The sequence below is a fragment of the Streptomyces sp. NPDC088147 genome, from assembly GCF_044741565.1.
Taxonomy (GTDB): Bacteria; Actinomycetota; Actinomycetes; order Streptomycetales; family Streptomycetaceae; genus Streptomyces.
In genome coordinates, this window is record NZ_JBIUSY010000005.1 from 101733 (window position 1) to 115896 (window position 14164).

General features: G+C 69.9%; 18 protein-coding genes and 1 riboswitch. Of the genes, 2 read left to right on the forward strand and 16 right to left on the reverse strand.

All coding sequences use genetic code 11. The features are described 5' to 3' along the window. Positions 1-114: 114 nt before the first annotated feature. From ACIOGX_RS18515 to ACIOGX_RS18525, 3 genes are read right to left on the reverse strand one after another with little or no spacing between them, the layout of a single operon-like run. Positions 115-306, reverse strand: a complete 192-nt coding sequence (locus tag ACIOGX_RS18515; RefSeq protein WP_356512705.1) for a hypothetical protein — start codon at positions 304-306, stop codon at positions 115-117. Continuing rightward, positions 303-509, reverse strand: coding sequence for a hypothetical protein (locus ACIOGX_RS18520; RefSeq protein ID WP_356512703.1), 207 nt, complete (start codon positions 507-509; stop codon positions 303-305). Before ACIOGX_RS18520 ends, ACIOGX_RS18515 begins: the two co-directional genes overlap by 4 nt. After that, complete coding sequence (locus ACIOGX_RS18525; RefSeq protein ID WP_165371912.1) at positions 499-642, reverse strand: hypothetical protein; 144 nt, start codon at positions 640-642, stop codon at positions 499-501. The genes ACIOGX_RS18520 and ACIOGX_RS18525 overlap by 11 nt, the downstream gene beginning before the upstream one ends. 185 nt (positions 643-827) lie before the next feature. On the opposite strand from ACIOGX_RS18525, the gene ACIOGX_RS18530 reads away from it, so the two are divergent. Then, positions 828-1661, forward strand: a complete 834-nt coding sequence (locus ACIOGX_RS18530) for a Scr1 family TA system antitoxin-like transcriptional regulator (RefSeq protein ID WP_401914382.1) — start codon at positions 828-830, stop codon at positions 1659-1661. Continuing rightward, complete coding sequence (locus tag ACIOGX_RS18535) at positions 1658-1882, forward strand: DUF397 domain-containing protein (protein ID WP_401914385.1); 225 nt, start codon at positions 1658-1660, stop codon at positions 1880-1882. Before ACIOGX_RS18530 ends, ACIOGX_RS18535 begins: the two co-directional genes overlap by 4 nt. Here the strand turns inward: ACIOGX_RS18535 and ACIOGX_RS18540 are convergent. From ACIOGX_RS18540 to ACIOGX_RS18600, 13 genes are all read right to left on the reverse strand, one after another. Beyond that, entirely contained in the window at positions 1855-2202 is a 348-nt protein-coding gene (locus ACIOGX_RS18540; protein ID WP_401914387.1) for a cupin domain-containing protein, read from the reverse strand. The genes ACIOGX_RS18535 and ACIOGX_RS18540 overlap by 28 nt on opposite strands. Before the next feature lie 5 nt (positions 2203-2207). Further along, the gene (locus ACIOGX_RS18545) at positions 2208-3152 is read right to left on the reverse strand and encodes an exopolyphosphatase (protein ID WP_401914390.1); all 945 of its coding nucleotides are present in this window, start codon (positions 3150-3152) and stop codon (positions 2208-2210) included. Continuing rightward, positions 3149-3712, reverse strand: a complete 564-nt coding sequence (locus tag ACIOGX_RS18550) for a DUF501 domain-containing protein (RefSeq protein ID WP_401914393.1) — start codon at positions 3710-3712, stop codon at positions 3149-3151. The genes ACIOGX_RS18545 and ACIOGX_RS18550 overlap by 4 nt, the downstream gene beginning before the upstream one ends. A gap of 134 nt (positions 3713-3846) precedes the next feature. After that, entirely contained in the window at positions 3847-4320 is a 474-nt protein-coding gene (locus tag ACIOGX_RS18555; RefSeq protein WP_129769345.1) for a septum formation initiator family protein, read from the reverse strand. Between the two features lie 124 nt (positions 4321-4444). Next, positions 4445-5734, reverse strand: coding sequence for a phosphopyruvate hydratase (gene eno / locus ACIOGX_RS18560; protein WP_356512691.1), 1290 nt, complete (start codon positions 5732-5734; stop codon positions 4445-4447). Between the two features lie 424 nt (positions 5735-6158). Next, entirely contained in the window at positions 6159-6866 is a 708-nt protein-coding gene (locus tag ACIOGX_RS18565) for a transglycosylase family protein (RefSeq protein WP_401915085.1), read from the reverse strand. Positions 6867-6875: 9 nt separating this feature from the next. Then, positions 6876-7052, reverse strand: a riboswitch (cyclic di-AMP (ydaO/yuaA leader). A gap of 264 nt (positions 7053-7316) precedes the next feature. Then, the gene (locus tag ACIOGX_RS18570) at positions 7317-8255 is read right to left on the reverse strand and encodes a transglycosylase family protein (RefSeq protein WP_401914397.1); all 939 of its coding nucleotides are present in this window, start codon (positions 8253-8255) and stop codon (positions 7317-7319) included. Positions 8256-8468: 213 nt separating this feature from the next. Beyond that, positions 8469-9734 carry a cytochrome P450 gene (locus tag ACIOGX_RS18575; RefSeq protein WP_356512687.1) on the reverse strand — a complete coding sequence of 422 codons (1266 nt, stop codon included), beginning with the start codon at positions 9732-9734 and terminating at the stop codon, positions 8469-8471. A gap of 127 nt (positions 9735-9861) precedes the next feature. Next, entirely contained in the window at positions 9862-10935 is a 1074-nt protein-coding gene (locus ACIOGX_RS18580; protein ID WP_401914400.1) for a protein-L-isoaspartate(D-aspartate) O-methyltransferase, read from the reverse strand. Between the two features lie 98 nt (positions 10936-11033). Beyond that, the gene (locus ACIOGX_RS18585) at positions 11034-11180 is read right to left on the reverse strand and encodes a hypothetical protein (protein ID WP_401914402.1); all 147 of its coding nucleotides are present in this window, start codon (positions 11178-11180) and stop codon (positions 11034-11036) included. Between the two features lie 119 nt (positions 11181-11299). Continuing rightward, positions 11300-12142, reverse strand: a complete 843-nt coding sequence (locus ACIOGX_RS18590; protein ID WP_401914405.1) for a helix-turn-helix domain-containing protein — start codon at positions 12140-12142, stop codon at positions 11300-11302. Further along, positions 12139-12891 carry a DUF6879 family protein gene (locus ACIOGX_RS18595; protein ID WP_401914408.1) on the reverse strand — a complete coding sequence of 251 codons (753 nt, stop codon included), beginning with the start codon at positions 12889-12891 and terminating at the stop codon, positions 12139-12141. The genes ACIOGX_RS18590 and ACIOGX_RS18595 overlap by 4 nt, the downstream gene beginning before the upstream one ends. Before the next feature lie 211 nt (positions 12892-13102). Next, a complete protein-coding gene (locus ACIOGX_RS18600) occupies positions 13103-14116 on the reverse strand; it encodes a nucleoside triphosphate pyrophosphohydrolase (RefSeq protein WP_356512685.1) in 1014 nt (337 codons plus the stop codon). Positions 14117-14164 lie beyond the last annotated feature (48 nt).

A 14164-nucleotide genomic window follows, 5' to 3' on the forward strand; every position in this document is an offset into this window, starting at 1 on the left:
GTGTCGGGTGGGGCCCACCCCGACTACCCCTCGCTCACAGCCGACCCAGCATGGCCGCCACCGCAATCACCCAGAGGCTCGCGCCGATCGTGACCACGATGGCGGCGACGCGCGTCATTCGCGCTTCCTCGCCCCCGGCGGCGGATAGCCGAAGATCCGCTCGTACAGAGCCGCTTCGTCCGGCTCCCGGTAGGCGAACAGCGCTTCCCAGCGCTTGTACTCCCGGTGGGCACGCCGTCGGCGTGGGCTCACGAGCCGTACGGGGACGGAGAGCGCGCCCGCGAACCAGCGCCACGCGCGCCTCACAATCCACCCCTGCTGCTCCACTTGTTGCGTTCCGCCACCCGCGCCCTGAGTTCTTCCGGCGACCCACCAGGAGGCCCGTCGCCGGGCGGCGTCTCGCCCGTACCCTCCCCGCCGACCGGGTCCTTCCACACAAGGAGCGCGCCGTCCGCGCCGAACGTGGCGATCAGCAGGGACAGCAGCCGTCGAGCCTCGCTAGTCGCCATCGGACAACCGCCGCATCAGTCCGGCCTCAACTTCGCGCATGAGCGCGGGGGTTGCTGTCGCGTATCCGTCACGCGGTACCCACTCCGGCACGAGCCGCCAGAAGTCCTCGGTCGCGTCTTCGGTCGGATCCACCAGACCTCACCCTTCTTACGATTAGTTACGAACCGTGTTCAGAGTGCGATGTGCCGCGCTACGTTGGGAAGCGGTTCACCGTCCGACCTGCGCATTGGTCTCACTGGCGCGCCTCCACGTGCCTTGACCTGCACGGATACGACGAGTGACGTCGAGTCTCAGGTCAGTGGTCAAGGAGGTTTCGCATGACAGAGCGACGCGATGTTGACGAACCGGTGAGGAGTCCCCGGGAGGCATTCGGCGAGGCGTTGCGCAACGCTCGCGAACTGCGAGCGGCCGGCAGGCTGTCGCAGTCGGACCTGGCGAAGAAGGCGCGTACGTCGAAATCCACTATCAGCCGCATCGAACGCGGAGTCCCCCCGATCGCCAGCAACTTGCCCGCCATGTTCGACCAGATCTTTGAGACGGACGGGCAATTCAAGCGGCTGTACGAAGAGGTGGTTTCGCGATCCTTCCCAGCCCTGTACCGGCGCCGCATGAGCCTGGAGCGGGAGGCCATTGGTATCTGGGAGTGGTCCCCCACGATCATCCCCGGTCTCTTTCAGACCGCCGAGTACGCCCGCGCACTGTTTCGGGCCAACAACCCACGGGCGACCGAGGATGAGATCGCAGGACTGATGCGTGCACGACTCGCTCGTCAGGGGCTTCTACGGGGCGACGCTCCACCGAATGTTCGCGTAGTGCTGTGTGCGTCCGTGATCGGGCGTCGCATCGTGAGTCGCGACGCGATGCGCGAGCAACTGGCAGTGCTCCTGGGCCAAGCAGAACGCCAGACCACTCGCCTTCAAGTACTGCCACTCGATGCCGAACCACATCTGCTTATCGATGGGCCCATCACGTTTCTGACAGCGCCAAATCATGTGACAGTAGTCTGTGTTGACGCGTTCCGTACTGCGGACATCAACGAAGATCCTGAACATGTCCGGACGGCCGTACGCGCCTACGATGACTTGACCAGCGAGGCGCTTTCAGCACGGGAGAGCGCTGCCTTCATTAGAAATCAGATGGAGACACTGTGAACCCCAACTCCGTCCCCACCGCGTGGGTCAAGTCCACCTACAGCAACGGTGACGGCGGCAACTGCGTCGAGTGGTCCCCCTCCTACGCCCACGCCCACAACCTCGTCCCCATCCGTGACAGCAAAGCCCCCCACCTCCCCCACCTCACCGTCACCCCCCACGCCTGGACCGACTTCGTGGCCTTCGCCACCACTCACACCGGCGACACCGTCGGCCGGTAGCGGATCTCCAGCATCGTGCAGCCCGTATCCGTCCGGTACGGGCCGTGCGGCATTCCCGGCGGGCGTGACGCGTAGTGGCCCGCCGTGAAGGTGGCGCCCAGCGTCAGGTCGTGCAGTTCGCCTTCGAGGAGGTAGACCTCTTCGAAGTACTCGTGCCGGATGACCCCCGCCTCGGAGGTGTCCAGCCCCGGCGCCCAGCGCGCGAGACGAGTCAGCTCTCCCCCGTCGCCCGGCGCCGCGCTGAGCACCCGTTCCGTCACGCCCGGGTGGCCGTCAACGTCCCGCCACGGCAGGTCCGTTGTGTCGAGGAACTCGTGCATGGCCTTCATCCGGCGGTCGCCGCCGCCCAGGCGATCCCGTCCAGGATGTCGTGTTCGCTGACCACGACCTCCTGGGCCCCGGTCCGTTCCATGATCGCGAGGAGTACGAGGGCGCCCGCGCCGATGACGTCCACCCGGCCCGGGTGCATGACGGGGATCGCGGCGCGCTGCGCGTGCGTGGCGTGGAGCAGGCGGGTGGTGATCTCCTGGACCTGGTCGTACCGGATCACGGAGTGGTGGATCGCGGCGGAGTCGTACTCGGTCAGGCCGAGCGCGATCGCGGCGACCGTGGTCACGGAACCGGCCAGTCCGACCAGAGTGCGGGCCTCGCGCAGCGGAACCGTCTGTTCGGCCAGGTCGAGGGCCGCCTCGATGTCGGCGCGGATCGCGGTGATCTGCGGCTCCGTGGGCGGGTCGCTGACGACGCCGTCCCGTACGAGGTGGCGTTCGGTCAGCCGTACGCAGCCGATGTCCACGGAGCGCGCGGCGCGCACCTGGTCGTCGCCGACGACGAACTCGGTGGAGCCCCCGCCGATGTCCACGACCAGGTAGCTGTCCCCGTCCGCCGGGCCCAGTTCCTTCGTCGCGCCGGTGAAGGAGTACGCCGCCTCCTGGTCGCCGGTGATCACCTCGGGCTCCACGCCCAGGAGGTCCAGGACCCCGCCGACGAACTCGTCGCGGTTCTCCGCGTCGCGCGAGGCGGAGGTGGCGACGAAGCGGACGCGCTCGGCGCCGTGTTCCTTGATGACGGCGGCGTACTCGCGGCAGGCGGCGAAGGTACGTTCCAGCGCCTCGGGGGCGAGCCGGCCCGTCCTGTCCACGCCCTGGCCGAGGCGGACGATCTTCATCCGGCGGTCCAGGTCGACCAGTTCGCCCGTCTCGGGGTGTGCGTCGGCGACGAGCAGGCGGATCGAGTTCGTACCGCAGTCGATGGCGGCGACCCTGGTCATTCCGTACCCCCCTCGGCATCCCCCTCGGCGCCGGAGGGGTCGGACCCGCACGGCGTCACGCACGGGCCCTTCGCCCACCACTCCGGCAGCATCGCGATCGCCTCGTCGCCCAGCGGGTTCACCCCGGGCCCGGCCGCCAGCGAGTGGCCGACCAGGACATGCAGGCACTTCACCCGGTCCGGCATGCCGCCGGCGCTCGGGAAGCCCTCCAGGACCTCGATGGCGTCGCGGCGCGCGAGGTAGTCCTCGTGGGCCGCGCGGTACGCGGCGGCCAGCTCGGGGTCGGTCGCGAGGCGCTCGGTCATCTCCTTCATGACGCCGTTCGCCTCCAGCGTGCCGATGGCCGAGGCCGCGCGCGGGCAGGTCAGGTAGTACGTCGTCGGGAAGGGCGTGCCGTCGGGGAGCCGCGGGGCGGTCTCGACCACGTCCGGCTGACCGCAGGGGCAGCGGTGCGCGATGGCGCGCAGGCCGCGCGGCGGGCGGCCGAGCTGTTCTTTGAATGCCGCGACGTCCGCGTCGGTGGGTTCCGTGCGTGCGGTCTGCGGAGGGGGCGTGTCCATGCCTGCCTATGTATGTTCTGCGGTTCTCGGGTGTTCCGCGGTTCTCGGGTGTTCCGCGGTTCTCGGGTGTTCCGCGGTTCTCGGGTGATTCTCGGATGATCTGACGGTGTTCTGTGCTGCCCGGCCGCCGTCGGCTATCTGTCCTGGCGGTCCGCGTTGTCCACGCCGTCCAGCACGTTCGAGTACCAGGGGCGGTCCGTCGCCCCCCGCTCCTCGCGGCGCTGCTCGCGAACGTCCGGGTCGATCACGGTGTAGCCGGTCTCCCCCGGCATCACGTAATGCAGATGCTGCCGGGCCAGCCGCTGGATATACGCGTCGTCCTGGAGCCGCGCCTTCTCGTCGCGCAGCTCCTCGACCCGCTGCTTCGCCTCGCGGGCCAGCCGCTCCTGGTCGGCGATCTCGTTCCGCTGCGACACGTACTGCCGCATCGGATACGCGAGCGCCACCACCAGTGTGCACACGACCAGGGCGAGGAAGGCGGCCCGGCCGGTGAGCCGGGAGCGGCGGTCCTGCCTGCGGTTCTGCGAGCGGTAGACCCGGGCGGCCGTCTGCTCGCCGAGCAGTCGCAGCCTGGTCGCGGTGGAGAACCGGTCCCGGTTCCCGGCCATGGCTCGCCTCCCCTGTTACGTCCCCTGTTGTACGTACGTCCCCGGACACGGTACGGGACCGCGACCGGGGACGTACGGACGACGGGCGGAGCCGCCCCTCGCCCTCATATCCACAGGTTCAGGATCAGGCGGAACGGAACCGCGGGAACGCGCTGCGGCCCGCGTACACCGCCGCGTCGTCGAGGATCTCCTCGATGCGCAGCAGCTGGTTGTACTTGGCGACGCGCTCGGAGCGGGCCGGGGCGCCGGTCTTGATCTGGCCGCAGTTGGTGGCGACGGCGAGGTCGGCGATGGTGACGTCCTCGGTCTCACCGGAGCGGTGGGACATCATGCACTTGAAGCCGTTGCGCTGGGCCAGCTCGACGGCGTCCAGGGTCTCGGTCAGCGAACCGATCTGGTTGACCTTGACGAGCAGGGCGTTGGCCGAGCCCTCCTCGATACCGCGGGCGAGGCGCTCCGGGTTGGTGACGAACAGGTCGTCGCCGACGATCTGGACCTTGGAGCCGAGCTTGTCCGTGAGGACCTTCCAGCCGGCCCAGTCGTCCTCGAAGAGCGGGTCCTCGATGGAGACGAGCGGGTACGCGGCGACGAGCTCCTCGTAGTACTCGGTCAGCTCGGCGGCCGAGCGGGACTTGCCCTCGAACTCGTACGAACCGTCCTTGTAGAACTCGGACGCGGCGACGTCGAGCGCGAGCGCGATGTCGCGGCCGGGGACGTAACCGGCCTCCTTGATCGCTTCGAGGATGAGGTCGAGCGCGGCGCGGTTGGACTCCAGGTTCGGCGCGAAGCCGCCCTCGTCGCCGAGGCCGGTGGAGAGGCCCTTCTGCTTCAGGACCTTCTTGAGCGTGTGGTAGACCTCGGCACCCCAGCGCAGGGCCTCGGAGAAGGACTCCGCGCCGATCGGGGCGATCATGAATTCCTGGATGTCGACATTGGAGTCGGCGTGCGAGCCGCCGTTCAGGATGTTCATCATCGGAACGGGCAGCAGGTGCGCGTTCGGGCCGCCGAGGTAGCGGAAGAGCGGGAGGTCCGAGGCCTCGGAGGCGGCGTGCGCGACGGCGAGGGAGACGCCGAGGATGGCGTTGGCGCCGAGCGACGACTTGTCCGGGGTGGCGTCCAGGTCGAACATGGCCTGGTCGATCAGGCGCTGCTCGGTGGCGTCGTACCCGACCAGCTCCGGGCCGATCTGCTCGATGACGGCGAGGACGGCCTTCTCGACACCCTTGCCCTGGTAGCGGTTCTGGTCACCGTCGCGGAGCTCAAGGGCCTCGAACGCACCGGTGGAGGCACCGGAGGGGACAGCAGCACGACCCGTGCTGCCGTCGTCGAGGCCGACCTCGACCTCGACCGTGGGGTTGCCTCGGGAGTCGAGGATTTCCCGGGCTACGACGACGTCGATGGACGGCACGAGCATCTCCTTCTGGGATGTGACGCTTGGAGTGCAGGGTCTCATTGGCCTTGCGGCAAGAGCCTAACCGCCGCGGGGTCATCGGTCGGCCGGTGCCCGCCACCTAAGACGAAATGAGGCCCGAATCCCGCACCGCGGGAGTCGTGGGCCGCCATCGCCGGGGCCGCGTCCGCCGCGGTCCGCGCGCGGGCGGGCCTCAGCGGGAAACCCCGGCCCGGCGCGTACGGGGGATTACGCGCCCGGCCGGGGTGGTCTCGGGTGGGGCCAGGGGCCCGGGGTCCGGAGGTTCGGAGGTCCGGGGCCCGGGGTCCGGGGCCCGGGGTCCGGGTCCCGGAAGGTCCGGGGCCCGGGGCCCGGGTCCCGGAAGGTCCGGGGCCCGGGGCCCGGGGGCCCGGAGGGTCCGGAGGGCCCGGGGCCCGGGGCCCGGAGGTCAGCTCAGGTGGAGCTGCTGGCCCGGGTAGATCACGTCGGCGTCGCTGACGATGTCCTTGTTCAGGTCGAACAGCTTCTTCCAGCCACCCTTGACGTCCTCGGCCTTGGCGATCTTGGAGAGGGTGTCGCCGGACGCGACCTTGTACTCGCCGTCACCCTTCTTGATCGTGGCGGGACGGCTCTCGCCGCGCGAGGCCGGCTGGGCCGCGTCGCGCGTGCTCTCCGTGGTCTCCCGCTGCGACTGCTGCGTCGGCTGCGACTGCTGCTTCGGCTGGCTCCGCTGCTTCGGCTGCGACTGCTGCTGGGTGTTCTCGGTGGCCGAGCCGCCGTCGTACGCGGCGTTGGACAGGCCCACGCCGCAGTTCGGCCACGCGCCCTTGCCCTGGCCCGCGAGGACCTTCTCGGCGACGGCTATCTGCTGGGACTTGCTGGCCTGGTCGGCGCGGGGGGCGTACGCGGTACCGCCGTAGGCGGCCCAGGTGGACGGCGTGAACTGGAGGCCGCCGTAGAAGCCGTTTTGGGTGTTGATGGACCAGTTGCCCCCGGACTCGCACTGCGCGACCTTGTCCCACTCGGAGGCGGTCGCGGCGGTGGCCGAGGTCGCACCGATCAGCGGGGCGGCGACGGCGGCACCGGTGACGCCGGCGAGCGTGGCGTAGCGGACGGCCTTCGACGGGCGGCGGTGCTTGGCCTTGCTGGAACGCAGCAGCATGGAACATCTCCTCACCGACGCCTACGAGGTCAGCTGTCGGGTTCGGGCCAAGTGAGTTGCCCGGCCTTGTGCTCTGGCGCACAAGGCTTCACCCCAAGCCGGTCCTCGGCCGTCTCTCGACGGCCGGAGCCCGGCGCGAACCTTTGGGTCCCCCGCTCCTGCCTACGGCGCTTGACGCGTCGGTTACTCCCCCCGACCGACGGCAGGATTCGGCGTGACGGTCGACGGGGCCCGCGGTGCGAGCGGTTCAGACCGTAATCACAGGTCTGCCCGTTGTTCAAAGATGCACATCAAGGAAAAATCGCCCTTACCTCCCCCTGGAGCGATCTCATTTACGCAGGTGGGAGAGGAAGCGGCCCAACCGGCGGGCCAAAAGACCCCAGTTGCGGCAAAGAGACCCTTGTCTCACTTTCGCAGAAGTGGACATAGGGTCTCTAACTGCCTCTACTTCACGCCGAGATCAAGGGTCTGGCCAGGAAGGATCAGGTCGGGGTCGGCGCCGACGGTGTCCTTGTTCGCCTCGTAGAGCGCGGACCACCCGCCGGGCACCTCGCGCTCGTCGGCGATGAGCCAAAGGCAGTCGCCCACGCGGACGGTGTACTCGCCCTCCGCCGCGTCCGCGCCTTCCGTTCCGTCCGTCGCGCCGCCCGCGTGACGTGCCGATCCGTCACCTCGCGAGGCATGTCGGCCGGATTCACGCTCTTCACCCGAATTGCCCGGTACGGAATCCTCCGGGGCGGCGTCGCCACGGTGCTTGCCCTTGGCGGCGTCGTCGGCCTCCGCGTCATCGGCGGAGCCGGAGGCGCCGGAGGACTCGGAGGGGGCGGGGGTCGCGTCGTCGGGCGCGGTCCCGTCCGGGGTGGACGCGGAGCTGTCCGAGGGCGCGTCGGCGTCCCCGGCCTTCCCTGACGCCCCGGACGTCTCGGACGCGTCGGAGGACCCGGAAGGCTTGGACGGCTTGGACGTCTCGGTCTTCCCTGACGTCTCGGAGGGCTTGGGGGTCCCGGACGACTCGGGTGTCGTCCCCCGTTCCGCCTCGGGCGTCGTACCGGGGTCCACGCCCGGCGCGGCGCTGCCCGCCGTCAGCCCCGAGATCGCGGCGCAGCTGGCCCACGCCTTCGGCCCCTGCGCGTCGAGGATCTTCTCGGCTATCGCGATCTGCTGCGATCTGCTGGCGAGGTCGGCGCTGGCCGCGTACTCCGCGCCGCCGAAGTCGTCCCAGGTCTCCTGGGAGATCTGGAGTCCGCCGTAGTAGCCGTTCTTGAGGTCGGCGCTCCACATGCCGCCGCTCTCGCACTCGGCGACGCGGTCCCAGGTGGAGGCGTCCGCCGCGCCGGCACCCGTGGCGCCGAGCAGCGGAATGGCGATCGCGGAGCCGGTCACCCCTGCCGCGACGATCAGAGCGGGGGCCTGGCGAGGTCGACGGTGTCGGCCGTTCCCGGAGCGCATGCGATTGCCTTCCGTGTGACTGATGTTTCGACTACTGCGTGTGGCGGCTGAGTTTTCGAGAACGTAGCGGTACTCGAACTGCTGTCACAAGTCGATGCAGCGGAGATCACGTGAAAGTCACAGTCTTGACGGGTCGTCAGTAAACCTTCAGTCGGACAATGGCGTGAACTGCACCGGAAGCGTGCGCAATCCACGCATGATGAGCCCTCCACGCCACCGCAAATCGGCAGGATCTCCCGCAAGCCGCACATCGGGCAGCCGGGTCAGCAGGGTGGCGAGCGCCGTCTGCCCCTCCACCCGGGCGAGCGGCGCGCCGAGGCAGTAGTGGATGCCGTGTCCGTAGCCCAGGTGCTGATTGTCACGCCGGGAGAGGTCGAGCGTGTCCGGATCCGTGAAGCGCTCGGGGTCACGGTCGGCGGCGGCCAGGACGACCAGCACCGGATCGCCCGTCGCGATCCGCTGCCCGCCGAGCGTCAGCGGCTCGGTCGCGAAGCGCCAGGTCGCCAGCTCCACGGGACCGTCGTACCGGAGCAGCTCCTCGACCCCCGTCGCGAGCAGACCGGTCTCCCCCGCTCCGAGCGAGCGCTGGAGCAGCGCGCGCTGCTCGGGGTGGCGCAGCAGCGCGAACATGCCGTTGCCGATGAGGTTCACGGTCGTCTCGAAACCGGCGAAGAGGATGATGAAGGCCATCGCCGCGGCCTCGTTCTCGGTGAGATGTTCCCCGTGGTCGCCGGCCCGGATGAGGCCGGAGATCAGATCGTCGCCGGGGTCCGCCCTCTTGCGGTGGATGAGGTCGGCGAGATAGCCCCGCATCTTCTTGACGGAGCGCCCGACTCCGCCCCGCGGGCCGCCCGCGTGCCGGATCATCATGCCCGCCCAGTCGCGGAAGTCGTCCTGGTCCTCGCGCGGCACCCCGAGCAGATCGCAGATCGCGTAGATGGGGAGCGGGAACGCGAAGTCATGGATGAGGTCCGCCTCGCCCTTCGCGGCGAAGCCGTCGATGAGCCGGTCGGTCAACTCCTGCACGCGCGGCGCGAATTCGGCCACGCGGCGGGGCGTGAACGCCTTGGACACGAGCCGTCGCAGCCGGGTGTGATCGGGCGGATCGATATTGAGCAGATGTGTCATCAGCTCCGCCTTGCGCTCGCCGGGAATGCCCGTCTTCCCCTTGGCGTGCGCCGGCTCGGCGTGATGCGTGGGGTTCTTGGAGAGCCGTGCGTCGGCGAGGGCCTGCCGGGCATCCACGTACCGCGTCACGAGCCATGCCTCGACCCCACTGGGCAGCGTGGTCCTGTGCACGGGCGCGTGCTCGCGCAGCCAGGCGTAGGCGGGGTACGGATCGGTGGCGAACTCCCAGGTGAACAGCTCGGGAGCGGGCGGGGCCGGGGGGACGGGGGCGGACTGGTGCTGCATGCCCCGACAGTAACCGCCCCTCTGTCCCGGCCCGCGCCGCCCAGTTCCCCCGGCCGCTCGGAGGACCGGCCCGCCTTCCGCGGTAGGGCGCGAGGCCGGCGGGGCGGGTCGGGGCCGAGCGTCTGTGCTATCCGACGGCGGGGACCGGATGCTCCGGGGAGTCGAGCCAGGCCCACGGCGTGCCGTCCGGTCCCAGGGTCAGTCCGAAGCGCTCGAACCCCGGGCGACCCTGGTCGTCCCACCAGACGTACGCGGCGGTGAGCTCACTCCACAGATCACGCGGTCCGCCCTCGTAGACCTCGAACGTGTCCCTGCCCGGTTCATAGTCGACTGTGGCCCACGACGTCACGGCCGTGTCGCGGAGCCACAGGGTGTAGGAACCGTCCGCGTAATGCTGAGCCCAGGGAAACATCCCCCGTGTCTGGAGTCCGATGGCGAACATCGGGAGCCAGTCGCCCACGGCCTCCGGGGAGAGCCCCGTCTCCGTACGGCGTCCACCGGCCGGCCAGGGCCCGCGCAGGTACTCCCGCGTGTCAGTCCGGAACGTGCGCTGCCGACGGAGGCGCATGAACGCGGACGGCCCGATGAACGGACCGCCGGCGCCGCCGTCCTCCCGGACGGTGAGCCGGACGACGGCCTCCCCTCCGTACTCCGTGGCGTACGGGCAGACGATGAGCCCGCCGGGCTCGGTCTGTCCGATGATCTCCGCCGGGATCTCGCGGAGCGAGGCAGTGATGAGCACCCGGTCATACGGAGCACGTGGCGGCCAGCCCAGGGAGCCGTCCCCGACGATGGCCGCCGGGCTGTATCCGGCGGCATCCAGCCGAGCGTGGGCGGTGAGCGCGCTTCGCGGGTCGCACTCCACCGTCACCACGTTGTGGGAACCGACCCGCTCGGACAGCAGACCCGCGTTCCAGCCGGTACCGGTTCCCACCTCCAGGACGGCGGACTCCGGGCGCACTTCCAGCGCCCCCAGCATGGAGAACACCATGGAGGGCTGGGAGTTGGAACAGCTCGGGTTCTTCCCCCGGCGGCTCCCGGTGTGCGCCCCGTCGTCCCACTGGGTGGTGAGGGATACATCCGAGTACACCGCCCGGAACCAGGCTGCGGGGTCCGTGCGGCGGTCGATGGCCTCCGCGCCTCCGGTGCCGTCGGTCACACCCGGCCAGATCAGGTCAGGAACGAACGCTTCTCTGGGCACGGCCCGATAGGCCGGGAGCCAGTCAGGCGTAAGAACCTTCATGTCCATGAGCCGGGAGGCCAGCCCCTCCGGGCCGGCCTCCGTCACGTGTCGCTCGCTCACCGCTCGGTGGGCCGGCTGTCGTCGCGGTTCACATCGCCGTCACCGGAGCCGCCGCCTCCATGCTTGGCGCCGGAGCTGCTGTCGTCCTGCTGGCTGCCGCCCTGCCCCGATCCGGTGCCGCCGCCGTGCTTGGGATCACCCATGAGTGCGCTCCTCAGTTGGTGCGAACTGTCCATGAGGAGACGCTAGGACCGGAAGTCCGGTCCTGTCGGGGCTGATTCGCCGGATTTCGCGGGCCAGTCGGTGATCTTCCGAAGGATTCTCAGGCGGTGTCGAGCGCCCGCCTGGCGCGAGCGATCACGCGGTGGGCGTCGGCCCCGTAGACGGCGGAGTCGGAGAGCGTCTGCCACACCTTCCGGTAGACGCCGACACTGTCCGCGTCGTCCAGCCAGAGTTCGGCGTGCCAGTCCTCCGTGATCACCAATCGATCGTCGTACAGCCAGAACCCGTTGGCCGGAGGAATACCGAGCGAGGCACCGAAGGGGACGATGCCGAGGGAGACGGTGTCCAGCCCCAACACACCTGCGAGGCGGTCGAGTTGCGCGGCAAGCACGGCGGGAGGGCACACCAGGGCCCGGAGCGCTGCCTCCCACATGACGATATGGAACGTCCTGCCCGGCTCGTACAGCATCTCCTGTCGCCTCACACGCGCCCGTACGGCTTCCTCGGTGTCCCGCACGGACTGGTGGAGGTCCGCGTAACGGGTGAAAACGTGGCGGGCGTACTCGGCGGTCTGGAGCATCCCGGCAACCATGGAGCTCTCCCAGCCGCGGATCCTCCTGGAGCGCTCGTACTGCACAGTGAGCGCGTCCTGGACCGGTCTGTGTCCTGCGGCCAGTTGTCTGCGCCACGCCCGGGAACGTGACTCCAGACTTCTCAGTCTGGTGATCAGCTCCTCTGCCACCTGCGGGTGGCCCGTGCCCCCGGCCCATGCCAGCAGATCGTCCGCCGTCGCGGTCTGCCGCCCGGTCTCCAGCTTGCTGACCTTGGACTGCGTCCAGCCCAGTCGTGCCGCCAGCTGCCGCCCCGTGAGACGCCGGTCGGTGCGCAGCTCACGGAGCCGCACACCGAGGGCCACGCGTGCTTGTTGGAAGTCGGAAGTCACTCGCCCGACGGCATCTGTTCCGCGAACTGTCCGTAGGGAACGGCGTGGTGCCAGGCGGCGTCCCGTACCTGGCAGGCACGTGAGATCTCCACGGGATCGGTGATCAGCTCGACTCCGGTGAGCTGATCCGCGTCATCGAAGTGCAGGCGGGCGATGACTCGGGAGTCGAACAGCCAGAAGTCGTCCTCCGGCAGTTGGAGACGCGCCGCGTCGGCGCGCCACAGGTTGCGGATGTCCTCTCCCACCGCGCTGTTCCGGCGCGCGTTGTCGAGCAGGTAGCGCTGTCCGACCGACGGGGGGCTGTCCACGACACGTACCCGCTCGAACCGCTTGCCCAGGGCCGTCTGTTCGCGGCGCACCACGCACCAGGGGTCGTCCAGGTCCCAGCCGGAGTCCTCGCCGCACGCGAAGCGCCGGTATGTCTCGGTCTCTTCGTCGGAGGCATAGCGGCTACGGGACTCCAGACGCCACGCGCTGTGCTCGCACGTCTCGAACATGGACTCGAACTCTTCGAAGCTGATCATCACGGGAACCCTCTCGGCCTCCTTCGGTGCGAAGTCCGCCAACAGCACGCGCGGAACAATCACGAAGCTTTCCCCGGCCCTGACGTTCCGAAGCTGGGCGACGTCGTCGGGATCGGTCACCGCGTCGCCCTGGACGAGGACCTCCCCGCTGTCCAGGTCCTCGTACAGGGTCGGGCAGCCGCTGTTGCCGGAGTTGGTACCGATGCACCGGAGCCGTCGTGCCATTTCCGTTCCCCTCTCACCGCCGGACGAGTCCCGACCAGGATGAGACGGGCATGGCCGCACCGTCCCGCTTGATTCGCGATGATTCGCGTGATCACGCGCAAGAGGCTCCCTCCCCGGGCTCCCTCCCATTACGGCGTGGCCTTCGGCCCTACCGCTGGACCGCGTGGCCCTCGGCCCTACCCCCCTGTACGGAGTGGCCCTCGGCCCTGCCTCATACCGCGTGGCCCTCCGCCGTGCGGATCGCGTCCCTGTATACGCGGGCCGCCGCGCGCAGGGCCGCTTCCGGGTCGGCGCCGGCCTCTTCCGCCCTTACCGCGAGGGCCAGTAGTTCGTAGCCGATGCCCTCGCCCTTCGGGAGCGGGACGTCGAGGCCGGCCGTGCGGGTGCGGCCCGCCAGTTTCGCGGCGAGGGCGAGGCCGGGCTGGCCCAGGGGGACGCCGTCGGTGACCGAGTCGCGCTGCTTCTCGACCGCTTTCATCCGGAGCCAGTGGGTCTTGACGTCCTCGGGGGTCTCGGCCGTCTCGTCGCCAAAGACATGGGGGTGGCGGTGGATGAGCTTGTCCACGATCGTGCCGGCGACGTCGTCGATGGAGAACGGCCCCTCGCCGTCCTCACCCTCCTCCGCGGAGCGCTCCTCCGCGATCCGGGCGTGGAAGACGACCTGGAGCAGGACGTCCCCCAGCTCCTCGCGCAGCTCGTCGGCGTCGCCGTCCTCGATCGCCTCGACCAGTTCGTACGCCTCCTCGATGGCGTACTTGGCCAGGCCCTGGTGCGTCCGGGTCGACGACCACGGGCACTCGACGCGGATCCGGTCCATGACCTGGACGAGATCGAGCAGCCGGGCGCCCGGCAGGTCGTACGAGCCGGGGAGCAGTTCCAGGTCCGGCATCGCGACCTGGCCGGAACCGGCCAGCCGTGCCAGGCCGTCGGTCAGCCGCGCGTCGGTCCCGTCGCCCTCGCTGGAGGGGACGACCACGACCGTACGGCCGCCCGCGCACGCGTCGACCAGCTCCCGCGCGGTGGGCGCGGCGTGCTCGACGGTGATGCCCGCCTCACGCAGGTAGGGCAGCTGCGGATGGCCGGCGTCGGCGCACAGCACCGCGTCGGCGGCGTGCAGCAGCTGCCAGGCGGGCCAGGACAGCAGGCCGGGGGCGACCCGGTGGCTGGCGGTCAGCAGGACGATACGGCCGGGGGCGGCGGGGGCGGCGGGAGCTTCGTCTGTCACCTCTCGAACCTACCTCCGGCCATCCGGCCGCCCTTCCCCGCCGTCCGG

Excerpts from the sequence above, each read along its gene's own strand:
- ACIOGX_RS18550 (WP_401914393.1), bottom strand. The coding sequence starts at position 3,712 with ATGGACACGCCCCCTCCGCAGACCGCACGCACGGAACCCACCGACGCG.
- eno (WP_356512691.1), bottom strand. The coding sequence starts at position 5,734 with ATGCTCGTGCCGTCCATCGACGTCGTCGTAGCCCGGGAAATCCTCGAC.
- ACIOGX_RS18530 (WP_401914382.1), top strand. The coding sequence starts at position 828 with ATGACAGAGCGACGCGATGTTGACGAACCGGTGAGGAGTCCCCGGGAG.
- ACIOGX_RS18575 (WP_356512687.1), bottom strand. The coding sequence starts at position 9,734 with ATGCAGCACCAGTCCGCCCCCGTCCCCCCGGCCCCGCCCGCTCCCGAG.
- ACIOGX_RS18595 (WP_401914408.1), bottom strand. The coding sequence starts at position 12,891 with ATGGCACGACGGCTCCGGTGCATCGGTACCAACTCCGGCAACAGCGGC.
- ACIOGX_RS18520 (WP_356512703.1), bottom strand. The coding sequence starts at position 509 with ATGGCGACTAGCGAGGCTCGACGGCTGCTGTCCCTGCTGATCGCCACG.
- ACIOGX_RS18555 (WP_129769345.1), bottom strand. The coding sequence starts at position 4,320 with ATGGCCGGGAACCGGGACCGGTTCTCCACCGCGACCAGGCTGCGACTG.
- ACIOGX_RS18545 (WP_401914390.1), bottom strand. The coding sequence starts at position 3,152 with ATGACCAGGGTCGCCGCCATCGACTGCGGTACGAACTCGATCCGCCTG.
- ACIOGX_RS18540 (WP_401914387.1), bottom strand. The coding sequence starts at position 2,202 with ATGCACGAGTTCCTCGACACAACGGACCTGCCGTGGCGGGACGTTGAC.
- ACIOGX_RS18585 (WP_401914402.1), bottom strand. The coding sequence starts at position 11,180 with ATGGGTGATCCCAAGCACGGCGGCGGCACCGGATCGGGGCAGGGCGGC.